This window comes from Acinetobacter sp. SFB, assembly GCF_001647545.1.
Classification (GTDB): domain Bacteria; phylum Pseudomonadota; class Gammaproteobacteria; order Pseudomonadales; family Moraxellaceae; genus Acinetobacter.
In genome coordinates this window covers 336,477-362,186 of the sequence record NZ_LSZH01000012.1, presented here as the reverse complement: position 1 = coordinate 362,186, position 25,710 = coordinate 336,477, and the positions used below count along the sequence as shown (strand labels likewise).

Annotated in this window: 22 protein-coding genes; 5 read left to right on the top strand and 17 right to left on the bottom strand. The window is 41.2% G+C overall.

Features of this window, described 5'->3' with window-relative positions:
* Window positions 1–32 precede the first annotated feature (32 nt).
* The 6 genes from AY606_RS08995 to plsB all read right to left on the bottom strand — a co-directional run bounded on the left by AY606_RS08995 (window position 33) and on the right by plsB (window position 7,650).
* Window positions 33–569 (bottom strand): DUF2058 domain-containing protein, encoded by a 537-nt coding sequence (locus AY606_RS08995; protein ID WP_067867257.1) that lies wholly within the window; start codon window positions 567–569, stop codon window positions 33–35.
* A gap of 14 nt (window positions 570–583) precedes the next feature.
* Complete coding sequence (locus AY606_RS08990) at window positions 584–1,258, bottom strand: YoaK family protein (RefSeq protein WP_067867255.1); 675 nt, start codon at window positions 1,256–1,258, stop codon at window positions 584–586.
* A 33-nt stretch (window positions 1,259–1,291) separates the two neighbouring features.
* Window positions 1,292–2,485 (bottom strand): serine/threonine transporter SstT, encoded by a 1,194-nt coding sequence (sstT, locus tag AY606_RS08985; RefSeq protein ID WP_067867253.1) that lies wholly within the window; start codon window positions 2,483–2,485, stop codon window positions 1,292–1,294.
* 312 nt (window positions 2,486–2,797) lie between these two features.
* On the bottom strand, window positions 2,798–4,531 hold the full coding sequence (locus AY606_RS08980; RefSeq protein WP_067867251.1) for a SulP family inorganic anion transporter: 1,734 nt from the start codon (window positions 4,529–4,531) through the stop codon (window positions 2,798–2,800).
* Between the two features lie 101 nt (window positions 4,532–4,632).
* Window positions 4,633–4,950, bottom strand: a complete 318-nt coding sequence (locus tag AY606_RS08975) for an ArsR/SmtB family transcription factor (protein WP_067867249.1) — start codon at window positions 4,948–4,950, stop codon at window positions 4,633–4,635.
* Window positions 4,951–5,148: 198 nt separating this feature from the next.
* Window positions 5,149–7,650: a glycerol-3-phosphate 1-O-acyltransferase PlsB gene (gene plsB, locus AY606_RS08970; protein ID WP_067867248.1), complete on the bottom strand. Its 2,502-nt coding sequence runs from the start codon at window positions 7,648–7,650 to the stop codon at window positions 5,149–5,151.
* A 254-nt stretch (window positions 7,651–7,904) separates the two neighbouring features.
* Between plsB and cysK the strand changes: the two genes are divergently transcribed.
* Window positions 7,905–8,903, top strand: coding sequence for a cysteine synthase A (gene cysK, locus AY606_RS08965; RefSeq protein ID WP_067867246.1), 999 nt, complete (start codon window positions 7,905–7,907; stop codon window positions 8,901–8,903).
* Between the two features lie 82 nt (window positions 8,904–8,985).
* On the opposite strand, the gene AY606_RS08960 is transcribed toward cysK, so the two are convergent.
* Complete coding sequence (locus tag AY606_RS08960) at window positions 8,986–10,416, bottom strand: coniferyl aldehyde dehydrogenase (RefSeq protein ID WP_067867243.1); 1,431 nt, start codon at window positions 10,414–10,416, stop codon at window positions 8,986–8,988.
* Window positions 10,417–10,602: 186 nt separating this feature from the next.
* Complete coding sequence (locus AY606_RS08955) at window positions 10,603–12,210, bottom strand: GMC family oxidoreductase (RefSeq protein WP_067867242.1); 1,608 nt, start codon at window positions 12,208–12,210, stop codon at window positions 10,603–10,605.
* Between the two features lie 296 nt (window positions 12,211–12,506).
* On the opposite strand from AY606_RS08955, the gene AY606_RS08950 reads away from it, so the two are divergent.
* On the top strand, window positions 12,507–13,442 hold the full coding sequence (locus AY606_RS08950) for a LysR family transcriptional regulator (RefSeq protein ID WP_067867240.1): 936 nt from the start codon (window positions 12,507–12,509) through the stop codon (window positions 13,440–13,442).
* Between the two features lie 31 nt (window positions 13,443–13,473).
* Here AY606_RS08950 and AY606_RS08945 read toward each other — a convergent pair whose 3' ends face one another.
* Entirely contained in the window at window positions 13,474–14,082 is a 609-nt protein-coding gene (locus tag AY606_RS08945; RefSeq protein WP_067867238.1) for a TetR/AcrR family transcriptional regulator, read from the bottom strand.
* Window positions 14,083–14,750: 668 nt separating this feature from the next.
* On the opposite strand from AY606_RS08945, the gene AY606_RS08940 reads away from it, so the two are divergent.
* The 3 genes from AY606_RS08940 (at window position 14,751) to AY606_RS08930 (ending at window position 18,307) form a co-directional block, all read left to right on the top strand.
* Window positions 14,751–16,532, top strand: coding sequence for an acyl-CoA dehydrogenase C-terminal domain-containing protein (locus AY606_RS08940; protein WP_067867236.1), 1,782 nt, complete (start codon window positions 14,751–14,753; stop codon window positions 16,530–16,532).
* Between the two features lie 95 nt (window positions 16,533–16,627).
* Window positions 16,628–17,797, top strand: a complete 1,170-nt coding sequence (locus AY606_RS08935; protein WP_067867234.1) for a thiolase family protein — start codon at window positions 16,628–16,630, stop codon at window positions 17,795–17,797.
* A 354-nt stretch (window positions 17,798–18,151) separates the two neighbouring features.
* Window positions 18,152–18,307 carry a hypothetical protein gene (locus AY606_RS08930; protein WP_249409236.1) on the top strand — a complete coding sequence of 52 codons (156 nt, stop codon included), beginning with the start codon at window positions 18,152–18,154 and terminating at the stop codon, window positions 18,305–18,307.
* A 10-nt stretch (window positions 18,308–18,317) separates the two neighbouring features.
* Here the strand turns inward: AY606_RS08930 and AY606_RS08925 are convergent, their stop codons facing one another.
* The 8 genes from AY606_RS08925 to benD all read right to left on the bottom strand — a co-directional run bounded on the left by AY606_RS08925 (window position 18,318) and on the right by benD (window position 25,708).
* Window positions 18,318–19,070 carry an HAD family hydrolase gene (locus AY606_RS08925; protein ID WP_067867232.1) on the bottom strand — a complete coding sequence of 251 codons (753 nt, stop codon included), beginning with the start codon at window positions 19,068–19,070 and terminating at the stop codon, window positions 18,318–18,320.
* 84 nt (window positions 19,071–19,154) lie between these two features.
* Window positions 19,155–19,871, bottom strand: a complete 717-nt coding sequence (locus AY606_RS08920) for an SIR2 family NAD-dependent protein deacylase (RefSeq protein WP_067867229.1) — start codon at window positions 19,869–19,871, stop codon at window positions 19,155–19,157.
* 151 nt (window positions 19,872–20,022) lie between these two features.
* Window positions 20,023–20,799 carry a 3-oxoadipate enol-lactonase gene (gene pcaD, locus AY606_RS08915; RefSeq protein WP_067867227.1) on the bottom strand — a complete coding sequence of 259 codons (777 nt, stop codon included), beginning with the start codon at window positions 20,797–20,799 and terminating at the stop codon, window positions 20,023–20,025.
* An 88-nt stretch (window positions 20,800–20,887) separates the two neighbouring features.
* Window positions 20,888–22,093, bottom strand: coding sequence for a 3-oxoadipyl-CoA thiolase (gene pcaF, locus AY606_RS08910; protein ID WP_067867225.1), 1,206 nt, complete (start codon window positions 22,091–22,093; stop codon window positions 20,888–20,890).
* A gap of 173 nt (window positions 22,094–22,266) precedes the next feature.
* Window positions 22,267–22,920, bottom strand: coding sequence for a 3-oxoacid CoA-transferase subunit B (locus AY606_RS08905; RefSeq protein ID WP_067867223.1), 654 nt, complete (start codon window positions 22,918–22,920; stop codon window positions 22,267–22,269).
* A gap of 17 nt (window positions 22,921–22,937) precedes the next feature.
* Window positions 22,938–23,624 carry a 3-oxoacid CoA-transferase subunit A gene (locus tag AY606_RS08900; protein ID WP_067867221.1) on the bottom strand — a complete coding sequence of 229 codons (687 nt, stop codon included), beginning with the start codon at window positions 23,622–23,624 and terminating at the stop codon, window positions 22,938–22,940.
* Window positions 23,621–24,862 (bottom strand): benzoate/H(+) symporter BenE, encoded by a 1,242-nt coding sequence (benE, locus tag AY606_RS08895; RefSeq protein WP_067867219.1) that lies wholly within the window; start codon window positions 24,860–24,862, stop codon window positions 23,621–23,623. The genes AY606_RS08900 and benE overlap by 4 nt, the downstream gene beginning before the upstream one ends.
* A gap of 60 nt (window positions 24,863–24,922) precedes the next feature.
* Window positions 24,923–25,708, bottom strand: a complete 786-nt coding sequence (benD, locus tag AY606_RS08890; RefSeq protein WP_067867439.1) for a benzoate diol dehydrogenase BenD — start codon at window positions 25,706–25,708, stop codon at window positions 24,923–24,925.
* Between the last annotated feature and the right edge of the window lie 2 nt (window positions 25,709–25,710).

Here is a 25,710-nt window from a genome sequence, read left to right as displayed (position 1 = left end):
GCATTGCTATTTTTAAGGCCAGATAAGCGAACTTACCACATCAAATCATCAGGGATCACATACGCTGCATATGGATCTTCTTCATCGGTAATTTGTTCATTCTTCTCAGAATTATTCACAATAATGAAGCCTTCCATTTTGTCATTAATCCGATCTGCCAAGGCTTTAGGTAAAACTGCATAAGATTCGCTTTCTTTGGCAATCACCAATGAACCTGAAACCAGCGCATTATAAATTTGCTGATTGAGATAAATCTTTTTGATTTTAGCTTCGTCAATAAACTGATAAGACACGTCGCCATCAATGTGGTGAATTTTATGCTGATTGATCATTTGAACAATGGCAGCTTTTAATTCTTTACCCTGCAACAGACGTTTTTTCTCTAAATCCAGAGCTTGATCTTTCGCGAGTTTTTCTTGCTTATCTTGTGCAATTTTCGCTTTCAATTCGGCTTCGTTGCTTTGTCCAGTACGTTGTTCATGAACTGCCTGTTTAGACAGTTTTTTAGCCTTTTTATTATCGACTAAACCGGCTTTTAGCAATTGAGCCTGTAATGCATTTTTGACCATAATAAATTCCGAAACTACTCTTGAATACGTCGATAACGAAAATAAATAATCCAATATACGATGCTAAGCGTCCAGCTCAGCAGCGCAGGGACAAGGAATGAATCTAATTTTAAATAAGGATAAATCATGCTGGCAACTAAACCACCGATGAAAAATCCAAAAAAAATGGCTAAATGCAGAATAATCCGTCTGCGATCTATCTCTAAACCACGTAAGCGATAACCTAACGCTAAACCTAAATCGGTCAAAACACCAGATAAATGGGTGGTCCGAATAATTGTGCCTTTATAATGACTGAACATGGCATTTTGTACGCCCATCGCCACACATGCCCAAAGCAAGGCATAGCGTGGAAAATAGGGCAATAGAAACCAGCACAGCAAAATGAACAAAGCCACCAGGCTTAAAGGCAAACCATAACGGCGCCCTAAGCTAAAGTGGCTATTTCCCAGTATCAATCCGCTATAACATGAACCGATCACATAACATAGGACAACCAGGCCCAAATAGACGATATGATCAGGTTGCCAGTGCAGTAAAGCCATGGCCAACATGCTGACATTGCCGGTCATATGCGAAACGGACTGATGCAAAACGGTCACCAGTCCGAGGACATTAATCATTCCTGCATTTACGGCAAGAAGAAAAGCACCTAATTGAACCCAAAGCGGTAAAGTTTGAAGAGGCATAATGTCATAAAAAAATTCTTAATAATGACTATCTTAATCTAAACCACGGTCTACAGCAGCAGTAAATAACACATCTGTAGAAGAATTTAATGCTGTTTCTGTTGAATCTTGCAATACACTGATAACCATACCAATGGCAACGACTTGCATCGCAATATCTGAACTAATGCCGAATAAACCGCACGCCACTGGAATAAGCAGCAGAGAACCGCCAGCAACACCTGAAGCACCACAGGCTGAAACAGTTGCAAGAACCGATAAAACCAGCATGGTAGTGAAATCAACCGGAATCCCTAAAGTATTCACAGCAGCCAGACTCAGCACTGTAATAGTGACTGAAGCACCGGCCATATTAATGGTCGCACCAAGGGGAATGGCCACATTTGCCGTAGATTCATTCACGCCTAAACGTCTGGCTAAATCCAGATTCACTGGAATATTTGCTGCTGAGCTTCGGGTGAAGAAGGCGGTAATGCCGCTTTCACGTAGACATTTAAACACCAGCGGATACGGATTTGCACGGGTAACAAAGGCGACCATAACCGGATTCACCACCAAGGCCACAAAGAACATTGTGCCAATCAGCACGGCCAATAATTGTGCGTAACTTTCAAAAGTACTTAATCCGGCTTCTGCAACGGTTACCGCCACCAGACCAAAAATACCTATCGGTGCAAAATTAATCACCAGACGAATCACGGTGTTTACCGCATTTGCAGCGTCGGTAAGCAATACTTTGGTGCTGTCACTGGCATGACGGAATGCGGTACCCAAAGCAACGGCCCAGGCCAAAATGCCAATAAAGTTCGCTTCACTGATTGCAACAACAGGGTTTGCCACAAAACTTAACAGCAGATTCTTTAAAATTTCAATCAAGCTGCCGGGTGGTTGCAAGTTGGTTTCTGCGGGAATATCCAGAAATAGGGTACTCGGAAAAATGATACTCGCAATCACTGCACTTAACGCAGCCAAGAACATACCCACAGCATACATCACGATAATGGGTTTGATTTTAGCGCCATGCCCAACTTTAAAATTAGCAATGGACGATAAAACCAAGACAAAAACCAATATAGGAGCAACAGATTTAAGCGCTTTAATAAACAAGTCACCCAACAGGCTTAAGTAGGGAGCCACATTGGGGAACAAGACAGCAACACCAATACCTAAAATAATGGCGATAATAATTCGGGAGACTAAACTCAAACGCATTAAAGCAGAGAACATAAGGGTGCCTTGTTACAAATACGAGGACTAAAAAAATTCACAAATATGCTCGCCATTTTATACCTAAAATAGTGGCTGCTAAAAAATAATTTTTATATAAAAACTAAATACTTATTTTTAAAGTTGATATTTCTATTTTTAAATATTTTTCTAAGGTCAAAACTTGAAATATATTTATCATCCAAAGGATTCAAAGCGTCATTATGGGGCTGAAATCTTCCTGCATTTCTTCACCTATCCATCACCATTAACCCAATTTACTCCAGTCAATGGTGATGGATAAACCTGTTTGATTTAGAGTGGGTATTGATCTTATTCATTTAGAAAAACTTCAGGGGAAAGTTCTTGCATGGCTTGAAAGTGAGAGAGAAAAATCTGACCACTTAAATGCTTTAACAGTTTTGAATGCTGTAATTTGTCCATCACTGGACCCTTGATTTCAGAAAAATGCAATTTGATATTGATTTTTATAAAGTCAGCATTGATATCTTCCAGCATCTCTAATGCACTCAGGTCAATTGTGCTAATACTCGAACAATTGATCACCACATGTTCTAAATTTTTATTTTGACTCACTGTATTAATTAAAAAACCTTTTAAAGTATTGGCATTTAGAAAAGTGAGGTTTTCATCAATACGGATGGAAATGACTTTTGAACAGGTCATTACCGGATGACGTTGTACATTTCTAAAATGCTGCGTACCTTCAACCAAGCCAATCACCGCAATATGGGGGCGACTAATCCGCCATAATAAAAGCATAAAGGTGGAGACTATACCGATGATTAAACCGGTAGAAATATCGATGCAGATCACGCCAAAAAAGGTAATCCACATGGCAATACCATCTGCTTTTGAATAACGCCAAGTTTCAATAAAAGGTTTGAAATCGACCAGCTTCCAGATAGAGACAATAATGGTGGCTGCCAAAATAGCCAAAGGTAAATCACGAAAAAAACCGGTGAAATAAAGACTGACCACAACAATCAGCAGCGAGGAAAATACCCCCGCCATTGGCGTTTTAGCACCCGAGTCCGCATTAACCACAGTTCGAGACAGACTGCCGGTGACAGGAAAGGCAGAGCTCAGACCGGCACTTAAATTGGCTAAACCTAAGGCAATCAGTTCCTGGTTGCTATTTAGATTACTACGCTGTTGTAAAGCAGTCGCTTGAGCGATGGATAAAGACTCGACAAAACTAATCATGGCGATCATCGCAGCACCCGGTAATAGCGTGATGACCAAATCCATATTCCAGAACGGCATCGTGATCGGCGGGAATCCTGAAGGAACGTCTCCGACGGTTTTAATCCCGATTTCTTGTAAATTCAGAAAATAAACGGCAGCAATTGAAACCACCACCAGTACCAATGGCAAGGCTTTAGAGATAAAAGCTGTAGAACCGATGCGGCTCTTGACGGCATTGGAACCTAAAACTTTAGGCAGATAGATGAGAAAGAGTAAGGCAAACATGCCAAAAATGAAGGTTTGAATATTGCTATAGCGAATGTATTGCCAAAAGCTGAACAGGAATTCAGGGATATTATTGGCTTTTAAAGGGACATCAACCAGAAATTTAAATTGACCTAAAGCAATCAGCAAAGCGGAAGCAATAATGAAACTTTTAATCACTGGATGACTAATCAATTGAATCAGAAAGCCAAATCTAAATATTCCGAGCAATAATGAAATCACTCCGACCATTACTGCAAGCAGACAGGCAGCTTGTATATAAACCGGAGAGCCGACTTCAAATAAGGGATTTAAAGTGGCAAAAGTCATCATCGAAATAATCGCCACCGGACCGATCGATAGCGTAGGGCTGCCACCGACCATGGCGTAAATGATCATCGGCAGAATGCTGGCATACAAGCCCATAATCGGCGGTAAGCCTGCAAGCATGGCATAAGCCATACCTTGCGGAACCAGCATTGCAATGACAATCAGTGCAGAAAGAAGATCTGATTTAAATTTAGCTTGGTTATATTTGTGCAGCCACTGCCAAGCAGGCAATAATCTTGTTAAGCGAGAATTTAAATCTGACATATCTAAAGCTAAATCACTATTTTAGATATATTATGCATAAAAAATGCTAAGAAGTCTTAGCATGATGGATTTATCTCTTTAATTTAATGATATTTATAGAATTAAATTAAAATTTTAGGGCAGTAGAGTTGATAGAGCGTATTTAAAACTTGAACCAGTTTTTCATCTTTAATGGAATAGAAAATCTGTTTACCCTCACGACGGGTGGAAACCACATCACTTTTGCGTAACATCATCAGCTGTTGAGATAGGGTGGGTTGATTAATTTGAGTCTTTTCTTCAATTTGCGAAACATTAAGTTCCTGTTTAGCCAGATGACATAAAATAACAAGGCGATCTGTATTGGCAAGTGATTTTAATATTGTGACAACAATATCGACAGAATCATGCATAGACGCAATTTCAAGATCGGTGTTCATACAGCATTTCCATACTACTCATCAGTAATATATGCAGTATAAGGGTTGTATAATTGAATACATTAGTAAAAAGTTATATTTTCAATGGTTTTTAATGAAGCTAAATATCAAATATTCTTATATGAATAAAATATATAAATAAATAAGGCATGGAGTTTAAACTCCATGCCTTATTTTATTGTAAAAAATAAATTAATCTTATTTTTTTATCGCTTGTTTAAATTGTTTTAATTCTTTTTCATTAAAATGAAGTGCTTGGATAATGGCTTGACGAGTATCAAGATTATACCAGTTAAAAATAGCTGACATTTTATCTTCAAAATCATCACTAATAACAAAATAGTCATCTTGAATTTTTAATAAACTGTTTTGTTTCAGTATAGAAATAAAACTTTTTAAGGTTGCACTGTCAAAATAATAGCCAGATTGAATTTTTTGAGTCTGGAAAAGTTTTTGCAATACTGCTTTACCCATTTTCTCTAACGCTTTCATGGTCAGCGATTGAGTAGGAGCGTACTGCTTGAGCAATCCTGAAATCATCATCATATTATTTAGGCTAGAATCAGACAGATGTGCCAATGATAACAACTTATTTTGCATCTGTTCATCTAATGCAATCGAGACTGTATTATCTTGTTTAATAATCCAGCCCAATTGTTCTAAACTATTTAAAATTAATACAATTTCACTTTCTAATTCTTCCAGATTCCATTTTAAGAAAAACTCTTCTTTAAAATAGGGATACATATTTTTAACGGTATCGATTAAATAATGACTTGAAATCTTTTTATAAGATTGAATTAGCTTGGCAATTAATGCCGGCATAATAAAACAATGCAGAATATTGTTACTAAAATAACTTAACAGAATTTTTTGGCTTTCAGCAACACGAATCCAGTTTTCATTATTTTGATTAAAAGTTTCAACCTGTTTTAATTTTTGAGCATATTGAATAATTTCAGCACTGGATAATTCCGTCATCATCATTCTTTGATCATATTTTGTTTTATTTAATAACTGACGATATTGATCAATCTGCGATATTAAAGCATTTTCAGTTAAAGCATGATTTTCAACATTAAGTAAAATCAATGAAATCAATGAAATCGGATTCACTACAACAGCTTTATTAATATTTTCTAAGATTGAACTGGCGACTTGATTGACAGTCTGAACTACGGGTTGCGGTAATTCATCATCAATATTTAATTTGATTTGATCTGCCTGATTCGCAGTTAATATTTTATCGAGAAAAATAGGTTCGCCGAAATTAACATGAACCTGTCCAAAAACTTTTTCAATTTTACGCGCTGAACTTAAAATGCCCCAGATCGATTCGGCTTCCTTGGGTTTACCATTGAGTTCATTTAAGTACGAGGTGCCTTCCATCAGCTTTTCATAACCAAAATAGGTCGGAATAAAAGCAATCGGTTTGGTCGCGCCGCGTAAGTGACTTTGAACCGTCATCGAAAGCATGCCTTTTTTAGGTGGCAACAATAATCCTGTGCGCGAACGTCCACCTTCAATAAAGTATTCCAAAGGTGTGTTACGTGATAAAAGACTGTGTAAATACTCTTTAAAAACTGAAGTATAAAGTTCATTGTCACTAAAGGTACGGCGAATAAAATAGGCACCGCCACCACGCATGATTTGACCCACAATCGGCAGGTTTAAATTTATTCCTGCAGCAATATGCGGAACCATGAGTCCACGGTTAAAAATCACATAAGATAGCAGCAAATAATCGATATGACTGCGATGGCATGGGGTATAGACAATTTCATAATCCTTGGCCAACTCCCGTACCGTATCGAAATTATGCACTTCAATCCCGTCATAAAGTTGCGTCCATAATTTGGTCAGGGCAAGTTCCGCAAAACGTAAAGTTGAATAGGAAAAATCCGAAACCACTTCGGTTAAATAACCTTTGGCACGATTTTCCGCTTCAAACATACTAATTTTATCATCAATACTTTCTTTGCGAATGGCATCCTGAACCGTTTCGGTTTTCATTAACTTATTAATCAAATTGCGACGGTCGGATAAATCGGGCCCTAAAATGGCTTCTTTGTGTTTATTAAAATTAGTATTGAGTTCTTTAACAATCGAATGGGCAGGAGAAAAGTTAGGATGCTCAATTTTGGCTTTTTCAATCGCTGATTTAAGAGAAATTGGCTTATGAAATTCAATGTAGTTTTCACGACTATATAATGAAATATTCAAGGCTTGTTTTAATTTGGATGGGGTGGACCAAGCATCGGAAAATAAGGCTTTAAACCAAGAACCCTCATATTCAGGTGAACGACCCCATAAAACGGTTACCGGCACCAGTTCAATATCGTATTCTGGGTAATTGTCTAAAACTTCAATCAGGCGAATCAGTTTGGCTGAATAATGATAAGCCTCATTTTTCGAACTCGGCACATTTAAAGCCAGAATCGAGTCATCTTCTTTAAACTGCTGAATCGTTAATGGCGCAAAAACTGAAGGCAGTTTACGTGCTTTCGCTTCAGTATCGATTAATACCGTATTGCTGAGTGAAGCATCTTGTAAGACATAACAAATCAATTTTTTATCAAGCTGATCTTCTATATTTTTTTCTAATTCTTCAGTATTGCCTAAGACTTGAGGAGTCACGATTTTATCGAGGATTTTCTGTGTAAATTGTCGATAGAATCGGCTATAACCCTTATTAGACATTTGCTTCCCTAAAATCAGTTTTCATTTGAGGGATATTGTGTGCAATAACAAGGATAAATACAAATCCTATTGATGACAAATAAGTCATTTAAGTTGTAACGATTTAAGAGAAACCACGGCGATATAATCTGGAAAAGTCTTTATTTTTTAGGACTAAAAAGAAAAAATTGAAATAGAAAAACTTATCTTCACGGTCTAAATGGCTTATGATAAATAAATGGCATTAAAATCAAAAGATCGCTCAAGGAGTTAAAATGAGTACAGATTCTGCATTTCAAACACCAAATAATCTAGGCATTGCGGTTTATAGTAATAATGCTGAATCAATTGGCAACACCCCATTAATTCGCATTAACCGTTCAATTTCTGCACCTGCCACGGTACTGGGTAAAATTGAAAGCCGTAATCCTGCATTTTCCGTGAAATGTCGTGTTGGTGCCGCTTTAATTGCAGATGCTGAAGAAAAAGGTTTGCTTAAACCCGGCATGCATATTATAGAGCCGACCAGTGGTAATACCGGGATTGCACTGGCATTCGTGGCTGCGGCAAAAGGTTATGACATTACGTTGACCATGCCTGCAAGTATGAGTGTTGAACGTCGTAAAGTGTTAAAAGCATTTGGTGCAAATCTGATCCTGACTGAGCCGGCTAAAGGCATGAAAGGTGCAGTGGATGAAGCCGTACGTTTGGCCACTGAACAACCGGAACTGTATTATTTACCGCAGCAATTTGAAAACCCGGCCAACCCTAAAATTCATGAACAGACCACCGGTCCTGAAATTTGGGAAGCTACTGGCGGTAAGGTTGATATTTTAGTTTCAGGCGTGGGCACAGGCGGGACCATTTCTGGTATTTCACGCTATTTTGAGCAAGTGAAAAATCAAGCGCTTTATTCAGTCGCAGTTGAACCGGCTGAATCTCCAATTATCGGACAAGCCAAACGTGGTGAAGCGCTGACTCCGGGACCGCATAAAATACAGGGTATTGGCGCAAACTTTATCCCAAAAAATCTGGATTTAGACTTGGTGGATGAAGTCATTGCAATTGACAGTTCAGCCGCGATTGAATGGGCGCGTAAAACCGCAACCCATGAAGGTATTTTGGTTGGAATCTCAAGTGGTGCGGCAATGGCAGCAGCAGCTCAACTGGCAGAACGTCCTGAAAATGCAGGCAAAACCATTGTGGTGATTTTACCGGATGCCGGTGAACGTTATTTATCTTCGGTTTTATTTGAAGATATTTCTGCCGATTAATCCAGCAAGAATGATTCTCATAATACCTAAAAGGCTGAAGTTGATCTTCAGCCTTTTTATTAGAGATATCCGAGGCAAAAAATTAACGGATAAACAGTTTTAAAATCAGTTTTTGAATAAATGTGCCATAAGGCGGATAGAACAAACGCATCAAGCTAAATTTCGGCCGGTCAAACACGGCTTTTGCATGACTAAAGGTAACAAAACCTTCATGCCCATGATAGTTCCCCATACCGGAGGTACCCGCACCACCAAAAGGCAGATCTTCCTGTCCGACATGCATCAGGGTTTCATTGAGGCAAACACCGCCACTATGAGTTTGCATCAGAACTTTTTGCTGATCGTGCTTGTTATAACCAAAATAATATAAAGCCAGAGGGCGAGGTCTTTGATTAATATAGTCAATCGCTTCATCAAGCTGCTGGTAAGTCACAATCGGTAACAAGGGACCAAAAATTTCATTTTGCATCACCTGCATATCATCTGTGACATTGCTTAAAACATAATGCGCTAAACGTCGTCCTGAAGAAGCATCGGTAATGATTTGAATCGTGGCATTTTTTGCAGCTGCATCTTCAAGATAGCGATTCAAACGATTGAGCTGACGTTCATTAATAATGGCGGTGTAATCAGGATTATCGACTAATTTTGGAAAAAATTCCTGAATTGCGTTGGAGTATTCTTCAATAAACTGGGTCTGTAATTGTGCAGGGATCAGCACATAATCGGGCGCAACACAGGTTTGTCCGGCATTCATGGCTTTACCAAAAGCAATCCGCCGTGCGCTCTCGCGTATATTGGCATCGGCTAAAACCAGCGCGGGAGACTTTCCTCCAAGTTCCAAGGTCACAGGCGTAAGGTTGTTGGCTGCTGCACGCATCACATGTTTACCGACCTCACTGGCACCGGTAAATAAAATATGATTAAAAGGCAATTGGGTAAATTGCTGCGCAACTTCTGCATCGCCATTCACCACACAGACCAAATCTTCCGGAAAGGCTTGGGTAATGAGTTGTTTAAACAGTGCAGAAAATTCCGGGGTATTTTCACTCATTTTCAACATTACCCGATTACCTGCAGCAAGAGCCTGACAAAGTGGGCCAATGGCGAGAAATAGCGGGTAATTCCACGGGACCACGATGCCTACTACACCGACCGGTTGATACAAGACATAACCTGTCGCAGGCTGAAAAAGAATGCCGATATGACGTTTGCTGGGACGCATCCATTTCTTGAGATTTTTTAACGCGTATTTGATGCCGAATACACTGGTCATCACCTCGAACATTTCGGTTTCAGAATGGCTGCGATTGGAAAAATCATGATTAATAGCCACATTAATCTCGGTCTTATTTTGCAGAATCATTTGCTGCAAACTTTTAAGCTGCTGCCTTCGCTGTTCTAGACTCGGATAACTGTTTTCAGTAAATGCCTGCTTTTGCTTCTCGAATAATTGTTGTAATTCGAACGAGATATTTTGATCTGTATTTTGATCCATTTGGTGATTCAACATCCTGCATATCCTTTGCCAGTAATAAGAGAGTAACTTGAAAAGAGAGTAACTTGAATTTTTCAGTATGATTCCGTGATTCTCACTTTGTTATATCTTTGAATATTTTAAAAATATTGCATAACAGGTTCAAATATATCCTCAAGTCGATATAAGTGAATCAAGAATAAACCGAGCTTGCTGTTTGAATTAAGCGTGCAACTGCTTGCTGCGTATCATATCCACCGCTTTTTCAGCAATCATGATGGTTGGGGCATTGGTATTGCCATTGACTACATTCGGCATGATCGAGGCATCAACCACGCGTAAATTTTTAATGCCATAGACACAAAGCTGCGGATCGACTACGGCCATATCATCAACGCCCATTTTACAGCTGCCGACAGGGTGATACACGGTATCGGCACGTTGACGCAAAATGTGCCGAATTTCATCATCGGTTTTGACCGAAGCACAAAACAGGTCTTTTTTATGCAGCATTTTCAATGCCGGTGAATGCATCAGTTGTTGCGTTATTTTATAGGCATCAATCATGTCTTCAATATCATCTTCATGATCCAAGAAATTCGGGTCAATCAATAAAGGATCATCGATACTTGGGCCACTGATTTGAATGCTGCCACGACTTTTCGGATTTAGCAGGCAAACATGACAGGAAATACCGTGACTGGCATGGAAGGTGCGCGCATGGTTATCAACCAAGGCCACCACAAAATGCAACTGTAAATTCGGAATGTCTTTTTCAGGGGTGCTTTTTAAAAAGCCGCCACATTCGGCAAAATTGGTACTGAGCATGCCACGGCGTTCTTTGCGGTAGCGCGAAATTTGTTTGATCAGGTCAACCGTACCGGCCAGTGAAACCCCAAAAGTACCGGCAATATCGCTGACGGTATAACTAAAAACAAAGTCAGGATGATCGTGGAAATTTTTACCCACACCCGGTAAATGCTGAGCCACATTAATACCATACCCAAGCAATTCTTTTTCGTCCCCAATACCGGATAGCATTAAGATTTGCGGCGAATGCATTGCCCCTGCGCTTAACAGTATTTCTTTGTTGGCATGTAGCTGTTTGATTTGTCCCGCATGTTTAACCTCAACGCCCACTGCAACATTATTTTCAATTAAAATACGCTGCGTAGAGGCATGGGTGAAAATGGTCAGGTTGGGACGCTCTAGATGTGGAAATAAATAGGCACGTGCCGCACTACAGCGCTCACCATTAATATGCGTGACCTGATATACCCCTAAACCTTCTTGTTCCGAGCCGTTAAAGTCATCCAGAATTTTATAACCTTGTTCTTTGGCTGCCGTAATATAACGTTCATGCCATGGACTATCGGTGCGCAAATTCGATACCGATAAAGGTCCGGCATTGCCATGGTATTCATTTTCAATGTCGTGATTTTTTTCCGAACGAATGAAGTAGGGCAGAACCTCCTGATAGCTCCAGCCATGATTCCCCAGTTCCGCCCATTGGTCATAGTCTTTTTGATGACCGCGCACATAAATCATTGCGTTAATGGCAGAAGATCCACCTAAACATTTCCCGCGCGGTTGATAACCTTTACGACCATTGAGACCTTTTTGCGGCACAGTTTCAAAAGCCCAATTGTTGATTTTGCTGGGTATGCTGATCACGGCTGCGGCGGGGGTATTTACCGTCCAGGTATTGCCATGACTGCCAGCTTCTAACAAACACACTGAAATTTCTGGGTTTTCTGATAACCGTCCAGCCAGTACACAGCCGGCACTGCCGCCACCAATGACTATATAATCAAATATCTGGTTTTCCATAGAGGATCTTGTTCCTGTGATTTATTCTTGAATGTCATTTTTGTTTTAAGTGATATTTCTATTTTTTTTATCACCTATTGAAACTGATCTTACCGAAGCTTTAGATGAAAAGATATACAGTTTAAAGCTTGATTCATAAAATAAAAAAACATTTTATTGTTATTCATCCGTATATGATCGGCATTCATTTAATTACAATTCCAGGCCATATTCGGTATAAATCAACATTGGAAATATGTCGAAAAAAGCAGATGATAGAACAGATTTAAACAATAGAAGATTAGGGATTTTGATTCGTGTTTGAGCTTGACTGTAAATTACTCAGTGTTTTTCTTTATATCTATAAATATAAAAGTGTTTCAGTCGCAGCAGAAAATCTGTCGATGAGCCAACCGACGGTCAGTAATATCCTGAATAAGATTCGTCAACATTATAACGATCCACTTTTTTTAAGAATCGGCAACGAGATGGTTCCGACAGAACTGTCTAAACAGCTTTTCCCATTGGTCAGTGAGGCACTCAGTAAAGTCGAGATTATTAATAATTTCACCATTAATTTTGACCAGTCCACCTCGCAGCAAAAATTTACCATTGCCATGACCGATGTGTCACATTTGGTGTTATTGCCTAAAATATCCCAGTATTTAAAACAACATGCGTCCAACATTCGTTTAAATGTGCGTGCGATCACCTCTGAAACCAGTTATCAAATGGCGAATGGTGAAATTGATTTGGCGATTGGTTTTTTACCGAATCTGGAAAATGGTTTTTATCAACAAAAATTATTTGAACAATATTATGTGGTGATTGCTTCTAAAGATCATCCAAGGCTGAGTGGAAACAGTTTAACGACTGAACAATATATCAGTGAATCGCATATTGATATTGATGCGGGAATGGGGCATTACCATATTGAAAACGAGTTATTAAATTTAGAATTAAAACGTAATATCCTGATGCGTCTGCCGAGTTATTTAGGCGTGGGGTTGGTGGTGCAGGAAACTGATGCGATTGCAACCGTGCCTTATTATTTAAGTAAAGTGTTATTGTCGCGCGGCAATTTGCAAATTTTAGAAGCGCCGATCACCTTTCCAAGCTATGCGGTAAAACAATATTGGCATATGTCCTGCCACCATAAAACCAGCCATCAATGGCTACGTCAGATGTGCCATGAATTATTCAGTCATATGAATGAACTGGATGGTTCAGCTCACGGCATTATTCATCCATAATAGCAACCAGAAACTCAATCATGGATGATGATTAATGTACTGAAGATATTTTATCAGGTGTCATCAGCGCCTGATTAATATACAGCTTGATTAAACGTTCACGTGAACCAATGGACTTTTGATAATGGGTTGAATTGAGAAGTAATGATGCACCATAAGTTACCGTCCAGATATAAGATAAATAATCCCGAATCGACATGGCGCTATCTAAAGATTTTAAATATTGGTCGGTCATGTCCTTGATTTCAATAATCCGCTCTTCACGTACCTGATATAATTCTTCAAATAATTCTTTTAATTTTCTTTCATTGTTGGTTAATCGGTCTTCAATCACGTGTAATAAAATAGTCCGGTTAGAATTTAACATGTTGTAAAGCATGTACTGCGAAACATAGGTTTTAATATTATTTTTATATTTCTTTGAAATTTCTAACAGTCTTTTTTCATTTAAAATAATCAGTTCTAAATACAGCTGATTCTTGCTTGTAAAATGCTTATAAATGGTGCCTTTAGCTATATCCAGTTCAGAGGCCAATTCTCCAAGCGTAATATCCTGATTGTTATCCAGCAACAGCGTTTCCGCCATGGCTAAAATTTTCTCTTTACGCAATAGAAAATTTTGTTGGCGTACTGTATTCATGGCAATCGTTCCAAGCAAACATTAAAAAAAGCGTCTTCAACATATACCGATAAAATCCTGATGACCATTCCACCATTGTCGGGTAGGGGTAAAATTAAGATTTAAAATATATATTTATATTTATATTTATATTTATATTTATATTTATATTTATATTTAACCCCATTTTTAATTTTATAACGCTCAATTGCATAGCGAAAATTAAAAGTCAATAAATGAGAACCTGCGAGGTCAATAATCGACAATAAAATTCCAATTGGAGAATAATTATTTTATTGTCATTTGGCTGTAAAAGTGAATTTACTGAATAAACGCAAACAGAATAATGTTCTGATCAGACAGTATTTCAACCGGTCATTTAAAGATGAGGTTTCAAGATGGATCCTTTAAGTCAAAGTAAATTACAGAAAAGAGGTTTTATTTCGCAAGCATTCAAGTGAACATCGGATGAACACATTTTGATGCTTAAATCCTTTTAGAAAATCTTTCAAACGCGGTTCTGAGTTCAATTCCATTTCTCCTGAGGGTAATTGAAAACCGGTTTAAACGCCCAAACTCTATTTAAATAGATGGCGGTTGAAATACAGCTATTTATTTCAGTTTAGGTTCTTACAACTTAAAAAAGCACTTCACGGTTTAATGCGAAGTCTTCACCCAAGGAAAGCAATATGCCTATTTATAACGCACCTCTTAAAGACATGGATTTTATTTTAAATGACGTATTTAAGGCTGAAGATTTTTGGCAGGGTAATGATGACTTAGCCCACATTGACATGGCAACGGCCAATGCCATTTTAGAAGAAATGGCGAAATTTTCTAAAAATGTCATTCTGGATTTAAACCGCTCAAGTGATGAAGAAGGTGGTGCTCAATTTAGCAATGGTGTAGTCACCACGCCTCAAGGTTTTAAAGAAGCATTCAAGCAATACGCAGAAGGTGGCTGGATTGGCTTGGGCACAGAAGAAGAATGGGGCGGTCAAGGCATGCCAAAAATGCTGACTGTTCTTACTGACGAAATGATTTGGGCAACCAATCCCTCGTTTATGCTTTACCCGCTACTTTCCGTGGGTGCAGGTATGGCCTTGAACAACTATGCCTCTCAAGAGCAGAAGCAAACCTATTTGCCTAAAATTTACACTGGTGAATGGTCGGGAACCATGTGTTTAACTGAACCGCATGCAGGAACCGATTTAGGTATTATTAAAACCAAAGCGGAACGCAATAATGACGGTTCTTATAATATTACCGGAACCAAAATTTTTATTACCAGCGGTGAGCATGATCTGTCAGAAAACATTATTCACTTGGTCTTGGCAAAAACACCGGACGCACCTGCAGGTTCACGCGGTATTTCCTTATTCATCGTGCCGAAATTCCTGATCAATCAAGATGGTTCATTGGGCGAACGCAATAGCATGGGTGCCGGTTCTATTGAACACAAGATGGGTATTAAAGGTTCTGCAACCTGTGTGTTGAACTTTGATGGCGCCAAAGGTTTCCTGGTGGGTAAGGAAAATGAAGGTCTGGCGGCCATGTTTGTGATGATGAACTATGAACGCCTGTCGATGGGCATTCAAGGTCTGGGCGCATCTGAGTTTGCCTATCAAAATGCAGCGCAATATGCCACAGACCGTTTGCAAGGGCGCAGTGCCACCGGGGTGAAATCTCCAGAAAAGCCAGCCGATTCGATTTTGGTCCACGGTGATGTACGCCGTATGCTCCTTAACGCGCGTGCCAACAATGAAGCATCGCGTGCATTTGCGGTGTATGTGGGGCAGCAACTGGATATCACCAAATTCTCTAGCGATGCGGAAGCGGTGAAAAAAGCCAATGATCGTGTGGCCTTGTTAACCCCAATTGCCAAAGCCTATTTAACCGATACGGCATTAAATGCGGTGCTGGATGCCCAAATGGTGTTTGGTGGTCATGGATATATTCGGGAATGGGGCATGGAACAATGTGTGCGTGATCTGCGGATCTCACAAATATATGAAGGCACCAATGGCGTACAAGCTCAGGATTTAATCGGGCGTAAAACCATTCGCAACAATGGTGCAAATATGGCGGAATATATCACTGAAATTCGTGAATTTGTCGCTACATTAGAGGATTCACTTGCCATTAAAGCCGCAACTTTAAATGCTTGTAATGAAGTAGAAGCCATCACCCAGTTTATTTTGCGACAGGCGAAAGGCGCGCCGGATTTTGCCAACGGTGTTGCGGTAGATTACTTGCATGCAGTGGGCTTGCTGAGCTTTAGTTATATGTTTGCTAGAATCGCACAAGCGGCTCAAGCTAAAACCGAAGCGTTCTATCAAAACAAAATTATTTTGGCGCAGTATTTTGCACAGAAAGTATTACCCGGCATAACTGCACGTATTGCCCAAATTAAAGCCGGTTCAAGCTTAATGATGCAGTTGCCAGAAGATTACTTTACGGCTCAATCTTAAGTCTAAGACCAGTGCTTTACTTCAAAAGGAAATGACATGGGCAGAGTATTCTGTTCATGTCAGTGAACAAAATCTATAAATGAGGATGGAAAAGAATGATTGTTATTGTGAATGCTGTACGTACAGCGATGGGTGGTTTTCAAGGCTCGCTTTCAGCATGTACAGCACCCGATTTAGGTGCAGTGGCCATTAAAGAAGCAGTTGCACGTTCAGGCTTACAGCCAACTGATATTGATGAAGTGATTTTTGGTTGTGTCTTGCCTGCAGGCTTAAAGCAAGGTCCGGCACGTCAGGCCATGCGTCAGGCAGGTTTACCTGATTCGACCGGTGCAACCACCATCAATAAAATTTGTGGTTCGGGTATGAAAGCGGTGATGCAGGCTGCAGATGCAGTTAAAGCCAGTTCTGCACAAATCGTGGTTGCCGGTGGTATGGAATCGATGAGCAATGCGCCATATTTACTTGAAAAAGCACGTGCCGGTTACCGTATGGGACATGGTAAAACCACAGATCACATGTTTCAGGAAGGTCTAGAAGATGCGGAAACCGGTTTGTCCATGGGCATACTTGCCCAAGAGATGGCCGATAAAAAAGGTTATACCCGTGAGCAGCAAGATACTTTTGCAATCAGCTCTTTAAATAAAGCAGTGACGGCAATTCATAATGGTTATTTCAAGGCTGAAATTGCGCCTGTAATCGTATCTGGCCGTAAAGGCGAGGTGATTGTTGAGCAAGATGAGCAACCACTCAATGCCAAAGCAGATAAAATTCCGACCTTACGTCCAGCGTTTAAAAAAGATGGAACCATTACAGCGGCAAATGCCAGTTCAATCAGCGATGGTGCATCTGCACTGGTGATCACTTCAGAAAAAATTGCAGCTGAACGTGGACTTGAACCTGTGGCTAAAGTTATCGCCTATGCAGGCCATTCACAGCACCCTGCTGAATTTAGTATTGCTCCGGTGGGCGCAATCGAGAAAGTCTTGAAGCAAACTGGCTGGACGGCTGCTGAGGTTGATCTTTGGGAAATTAATGAAGCCTTTGCGATGGTGACCATGGCAGCCATGGATGCTTTTAATTTAGATGAAGCCAAAGTCAATGTGAACGGTGGTGCGTGTGCCCTAGGTCATCCACTGGGTTCATCGGGTTCACGTATTATTGTGACCTTGATTCATGCACTGCAACGTACCGGTGGCAAGAAAGGCATTGCCGCATTATGTATTGGTGGTGGTGAAGCGACTGCTATTGCGATTGAGTTAATTTAAACTGGCCCAATGAATCCATATCAGTAAGTCTAACAAACACCATCATTCTAGTGCGCTAGGAGGATGGTATTTGTTATTTCTACTCTCTGAACTGGAAAATAATATTCGTCATCATAATTTACTGCGTACTAATATGGCTGTTATCGCAGCATTCTCCTTCACTAAAGATCGTTATTCCAACCGGTTCATTCAGTCACTGGGCCTAACTTTTTTACTGAAATGGAGGAGCAGGTCATTATTCAGATTGATCCAAAGCACCAGATGATCAGGGCACTTGAAAAATGCTTTAGAAAATTCAAAATTGAAAGTTCACTTTTGATGAGCAAAAAAATATAAAATTATTTTATTAACAACATGTTAAAAGACAAAGCCACCAGTAAAACTGAAAAGGAAAATCCTATTCCTGCCTCCGTCAGCAAGAATGGATTACTTGAGGTGAATGCAAATAACGGTGTGATTGATGAGACAAGCGGAACTCTGGTAGATTCAAACTCATTTTATAAAAAGTAAAATAATTGAATCACATACCGTGATTTAGTTCAGTCATGGCATTTTTTTCTATCCCATTAATAGAATTTAATAACTCGGCATAATCCTGTACAAAATAATTTGCCTGAGCTTTAATTTCCTCTAACTCATGTGCCGAATGTTGGTCATAAATGGCGATAACCTCAATGCCGGCTTGTTTCGCTGCCTCCACACCAATGAGTGAATCTTCAATAATTAAACATTCTTCCGCTTTAAAGCCAAAATGCTGAAGTGCGGTTAAATAGACTTCAGGATGTGGCTTGATATTTTCGACATTTTCTCGGGTTAAAATCAGTGAAAAATCGTTCGTGAAATCAATTTTGCTATTGATGAGGGTGTTGTTGTCTTGATAACGCTGAATATTGGACAAACTGGTGGTGGTGGTTATCGCTAATTTAATTTCTCGTTGTTTAAGCGTTTGAATCAATAGGCTGGCTTGTGGTTTAAGTGGAACGACATGATCCAGAAAATAATGTGAAATGCTATAACGTCTTGATTTGACTTGTGCTTTGGTTAATCCAAAAGCATAAAATTCGTTAAGATAACCACAATATTCCAAATATGGATCAGCAGATTGTCTGAAATTTTTCAGCTGGATATCCCGCTGCTGCTGAATGGTATTCAGATCCACTTCAATATTGGATAGCTGCTGAATCAGGGCGGCATCGACTTGATTCCAGATTCCCACGGAATCAATCAGGGTGCCATCTAAATCAAAACAAATTAACTTTTTCCCTTGAAACATTTTCATCTGACATTTTGTTGGAATAAGCTGAATTATATCTCGTCTGAATATGCACAGTGAGATGAATAGAAAATATTTCTTGTTTTAACTGTGGTTTGAAAATCGTTCTTCAAGCTGGGTAAATAGCATCTGCATACCTTGAGTCGCAGTTTGGGGGATTAAATGATATTGCTTGGGTACACGAAGGTGATCAGCTTTAGGGTCAATATAATAGGCTTCACATGTTTCAGGTATTTCATGAATCAGTCCGGCAACAGGGTAAACCACCAAACTGGATCCAATGACGATAAAAATATCGGCATCTTGAACCAGTTGCATGGCGTGTTCATAAGCAGGGACGGCTTCGCCAAACCAGACCACATGCGGACGCAGCGGATAACCTTGCGGACATTTGTCGCGTTCCAGATTTAATTCCCAGCCTTGAACTGGATAGAAAGTCTCAGAATACTCGGCACCCGGGGCAGAGCTTTTGGCCAAGCGAATATTGCCATGTAAATGTAAAACATGCCGGCTTCCAGCGCGTTCATGCAAGTCATCTATATTTTGGGTAATTACTTCACATGCTGCAAAATGCTGGATTTTGGCAATCAGTTGATGTGCTAAATTTGGTTGTGCTTCCAGAACACTGTTGCGCCGTGCATTATAAAAGCGTTGCACCAATTCTGGATTTCTTTGCCATGCCTGCGGTGTCGCGACATCTTCAATCTTGTGATTTTCCCACAGTCCATCATGGTCGCGAAAGGTATTAATTCCACTTTCTGCACTCATTCCTGCACCGGAAAAAATCACGATTTTTGGCATTTGTATCGCTTCGTTGTCTTTGGTTTAGATAAACTTATCATAAATTATTCAGGTTTTTATAAGTTTTACATCACACTTTAATTTTACTTTTAAGCAGCTATCAAACAAAAGCCCCCACAAAGTTGTGAGGGCTTTTGGTGTTATTTTTCTATCAAGCAATAAACTGTTGGACCGCCTGATTAAACTCATCTGGACATTCAATATTTGAAATATGCGAGGCATTAATTTCAAATAAAGCACTATTTTTAATCTGATTAACCATAAATTGGCCATCAGCCACTGTGGTCACGGGATCTTGCTGACCTGCTACAACCAATACTGGCACCGCAATGTCTTTAAGTTGTTTGCGTAAATCTGCTTTTGCCAAAGCTTCGCAACAACTTGCATAACCTTCAGCGCTGCCAGCTGCCAGACCATTTTGCAACTTTTCAACTTCTGCTGCATTGTCTTGAATAAATTTTTCCGTAAACCAGCGCCCGGCTGCAGTTGAAGCGATCGGTTGTAAACCTTGCTCACGAACTAAAGCTGCACGCTCATTCCAGGCTTGTTCCTGACCAATTTTCGCTGCAGTATTACAGACAATAACTTTGTTAAAATGCTTGGCCTTGTGAATGGCAAGCCATTGACCGGTTAAACCGCCCATCGAAATACCGCAAAAAACAGCTTTTGCAACATTTAAGTGATCAAGCAGATTCACGACATCCTGACCTAATTGCTCAAGCGTATAGGGACCTTTTGGAGCAGAAGAAGCACCATGACCACGTGTGTCATAGCAAATCACAAAGAAATCATTTTGAAAATGATTAATCTGAGGTTGCCACATTCCATAATTCGTTCCGAGCGAATTTGAAAAGATGATCGCCGGTTTAGTGACATTACCAAAGGTTTGGTAATTGATTTGAGCACCATTTGAATTAAAAGTTGGCATGAAAATTTATTCCTTTATTATACATATCCCCTAAATCCCCCTAGCAAGGCGTTAAGCCGAAATGCAAGAAGGGGGACTATACTGAGGATTAAACGCGTTGAATAATGAGTGCGATGCCTTGACCGACACCAATACACATTGAACACAGCGCGTAGTTGCCACCTGTTGCTTCAAGTTGATTCAGTGCCGTGGTGATCAGACGTGCGCCAGATGCACCGAGTGGATGACCAATCGCAATCGCGCCACCATTCGGATTGACTTTCTCGGAGCCGTCTTCCAAACCTAAATCACGTGTCACCGCCAGGGCCTGTGCTGCAAATGCTTCATTCAGTTCGATCACATCCATCTGCTCAAGGGTTAAACCTGTTTGAGCCAAGAGCTTTTTAATTGCAGGCGCAGGACCAAAGCCCATGATGCGAGGTTCAACACCAACCACGGTTGCGCCAATAATCTTGGCGCGTGGTTTTAAGCCATACTGTGCCACCGCATCATCGGATGCGATCAGCAGCGCTGCTGCACCATCGTTAATGCCTGACGCATTCCCGGCAGTCACGGTACCATCGGCTTTCACCACCGGTTTTAGCTTGGTAAGCGCTTCAAGGGTGGTCGATGCACGAGGATGTTCATCTTTTGCAATAACAACTGCATCGCCTTTACGCTGTGGAATGCTGACCGGAATCATTTCCTGATCAAAGAAACCACGCGCTTGTGCTGCTGCGGTACGCTTTTGGCTTTCCAGCGCAAACTGGTCTTGATCGGCACGGTTGATGTTGAACTGCTCAGCCACGTTTTCCGCGGTTTGCGGCATGGTTTCCACGCCATACATTTCTTTCAGCTTCGGATTGATAAAACGCCAGCCCATGGTGGTGTCTTCAAGTTTCTGACTGCGGCCATAAGCACCTTCAGATTTACCCATCACCAGAGGTGCGCGTGACATGGATTCTACACCACCGGCAATAATTAGCTCTGCTTCACCGGCTTTAATGGCACGTGCGGCCATCGCTACAGCATCCATTGATGAACCGCATAAACGGTTTACCGTGGTTGCAGGCACCTGATACGGCAGACCGGCAAGAAGGGCAGACATACGACCGACATTACGGTTGTCTTCACCGGCCTGGTTGGCGCAGCCATAAATCACGTCATCCACTTTTGCAAAGTCAACTGATGGATTGCGTTCCATTAAGGCTTTGATGGGAAGTGCACCGAGGTCATCGGCACGAACAGGTGCCAGACCACCGGCATAACGACCGAATGGAGTACGAATGGCATCGATAATATAGGCGTTTTTCATTATTTAATCCTTTTAGCTCCTTTAATCCCTCCTGAAACAAGGGCGACTTACCGGGCTTCAAAATGATTTGAGCTTGGGGATAAGTCGTCCCTTGGTTGCGTAGCGACTTAAAGCAATGCTTAAGTCTCGCTCAGGGGAATTAAAGGGCAGATTTAAAATTTTGTTAAAGCGTATTAACCCTGTGTGGCATCAATCAGCTTTGCACCGGTCAAAGCCTGCAATTCATCAAAAGTTAAACCTTCAACTTTCTCAATCACTTTCATGCCATCGCTGGTCACGTCAATCACGCATAAATCGGTATAAATGCGATCGACACATTTCAGGCCGGTTGCTGGGTAGCTGAGTTCCGCGACAATTTTCGGTTCGCCTTTTTTAGTCACATGATCGGTGGTGATAAAGACTTTTTTCGCACCCACCGCCAGGTCCATGGCACCGCCCACAGCAGGAATCGCATTCGGTGCTCCGGTATGCCAGTTGGCCAGATCGCCATTTTCAGCAATCTGGAAGGCACCGAGTACCGCAATATCCAGGTGACCGCCACGCATCATCGCGAACGAGTCGCCATGATGGAAATACGCGCCACCCTGTAATAAAGTCACAAACTCTTTACCGGCATTGATCAGTTCCGGATCTTCTTCGCCAGCAGCCGGCGGTGGACCGAAGGCCAAAAGACCATTTTCAGAGTGTAGAAACACATCTTTGTCTTTTGGTAAGTAATTGGAAATCTTGGTCGGCAAGCCAATGCCCAAATTCACATAAGCACCATCGGGAATGTCTTGTGCAACACGTTCTGCAATTTGATCACGACTAAGTTTAGTGTAGCTCATCATATTTTCCTTATTCGTTATTGATCTTTGCCTGGGACAGATGGAGTGACTGCCACCACATGCTGTACAAAAATTCCCGGGGTGATGATATGTTCAGGATCGAGCGCACCCAGTTCAACCACTTCGGACACCTGAACAATGGTGACATCGGCGGCCATCGCCATGATCGGACCAAAGTTGCGTGCCGACTTGTTGTACACCAGATTGCCCCAGCGGTCGCCTTTATGCGCTTTAATCAAGGCAAAATCGGCCTTGATCGGGTTTTCCAGCACAAAGTCTTTGCCTTCATAGTTCAGGGTCGGCTTGCCTTCCGCCAATAAGGTACCAAAACCTGTAGGCGTGTAAATTGGACCGAGGCCCATTCCAGCCGCCTGAATACGGCAGGCCAGATTGCCTTGCGGTACCAGTTCCAGTTCAATCTTTCCGGCACGGTAGATTTCATCGAATACATAAGAGTCGGACTGGCGCGGGAAAGAACAGATAATCTTGCGTACTGCACCGGTTTTTAACAGTTTGGCCAAACCATAGTCGCCATTGCCGGCATTGTTATTCACAATGACCAGGTCTTTTACACCAAGTTCGATTAAACCATCAATCAGTTCTGCCGGTTGTCCAGCTGTACCAAAACCGCCAATCATGATGGTGGCACCATCTTTAATGTGGGAGAGCGCTTCAGTGAGAGACGCTGTACTTTTATCAATCATAGTTTTTCCTGACGCAATAATGGCGTTTCTTGATTAGACATTGAATGAGGAGGTGGGGTATCTGCTTTTTTACTCAGCATGACATGGGCAATTAAGCCAATACAAATTCCCCAGAATACGGAACTGAGTCCTAAAAAATGCATGCCTGAAGCTGTAGCTAAAAATGTGATTAGTGCGGCATCTCGCTGATGTTCATCTTTCATGGCAGTTGTAATATTTATACCAATTGCACCCAGCAAAGCCAAGCCCGCCAATGCAGCGACCAGTTCTTTAGGCAGTAAGCTGAACAACATGACAATACTGCCGGCAAATAAACCACCTAGAATGTAAAAAATGCCGTTGGCAATCCCGGCGATATAGCGTTTTTCTTTCAGTTCATGCGCATCTTTACCCATACACAAGGCTGCAGTAATGGAAGCCAAGACAATGGTGATTCCTCCTACGCAGGCCACCGCTAATGAAGCGATACTGGTAGCCGTAATGATGGGTTTGGCCGGGGTGTCATAACCGCTAAGTTTCATAATGGCCATACCCGGTAAAAACTGTCCAGACAAGCTGACCAAAATTAAGGGAATGGCAAAATTCAGCATGCCATTCAGCGTCCATTCAGGCGCAATAAATTGTGGAATGGCCAAGCTAAAGCTCATTTCAACCGGATTCATTTTGCCCAGTACCAGACTTAAAATGACACCCGTGATCAAGACCCAAAGCATGCTATAACGCGGTGAAATCCGTTTAGAGACTAAAAACACCAACAGCATGCTAAAGACAATCCAGGGCATAGTGTCTGTGGCTGTAAAGAGTCCCAAACCAAACTGAAACAAAATTCCTGCCATCATCGCGGCAGCAATGGATTGCGGAATCCAGTGCAGTAATTTGTCGAAGTAACCACTTAAGCCAATGAATAAAATCACTAAAGCAGCCGTAATGTAGGCTGCTATGGCTTCATTTAAACTTAAACCGGGAAAAAGGGTCACCAACAAGGCGGTCCCGGGCGCAGACCATGCGGTAATTACAGGTACTTTGTATTTGATGGATAAAAAAATACCGGCAACTGCAGCACCGATGGAAATACCCCAGATCCACGAGATCATCATCTCGGAGGAGACATTGGCTTTTTGTGCAGCCTGAAAGAAGATGATGAGTGGACCTGAATAGGAAATCAGCACAGCCAGAAATCCTGCGACTGTTGCTGACAGTGACCAATCATCTTTTAAAGTTTTAAACAGGGATGCCATTGGGCTATTGCCTCCATGCGTAGATTTCAATGATCCTGTTGAATTCTGATGAGATCAGGTTTAACCCTGATCGCCACCACCTACAGGAACCACAGTTCCTGTCATATATGAAGATTCATCTGAAGCCAGAAATACGATTGCATTGACTTGCTCTTGAATGGTGCCGTAGCGACCCAAGAAAGTACGATCAATGGTTTGATCAACCACTTCTTGCATCCAGGCTTGTTCAGATTCAGTTAATGGATTGGCATTGCGTGGCACTTTACGTGGTGGAGCTTCGGTTCCACCTGTAGCCACTGCATTGACACGGATACCATCTTTGGCATGCTCAAACGCAAGAGCAGCGGTTAAACCATTTACGCCGCCTTTAGAAGCAGAGTAAGGCACACGGTTAATACCACGGGTGGCAATAGATGACACATTTACAATTGTACCTTTCTGATTTTTAATCATTTCAGGTAAAACTGCACGGCAACACCACATCGTCGGGAACAATGAACGATTCACTTCCTTAAGAATTTCTTGTTCAGAAAATTCCTGGAAAGGCTTCATCCAGATTGCGCCACCGACATTGTTAATCAGGGCATCAATACGACCATAAGTCGCTAATGCTTTTTCAACGACCGATTGTGCACCTGCAAAGGTTTCCAGGTTTGCATTGATGGTCACAGCATCACCACCGGCAGCTTGAATTTCAGCTAAAACTTCTTCCACATAAGGAGAAAGGTCTGCCATGACCACTTGCGCACCTTCCGATGCCACCTGTAGGGCAACACCGCGACCAATGCCTTGAGCGGCACCGGTTACAATCACGACTTTATTTTGAAATCTTTGACGATCAGACATTT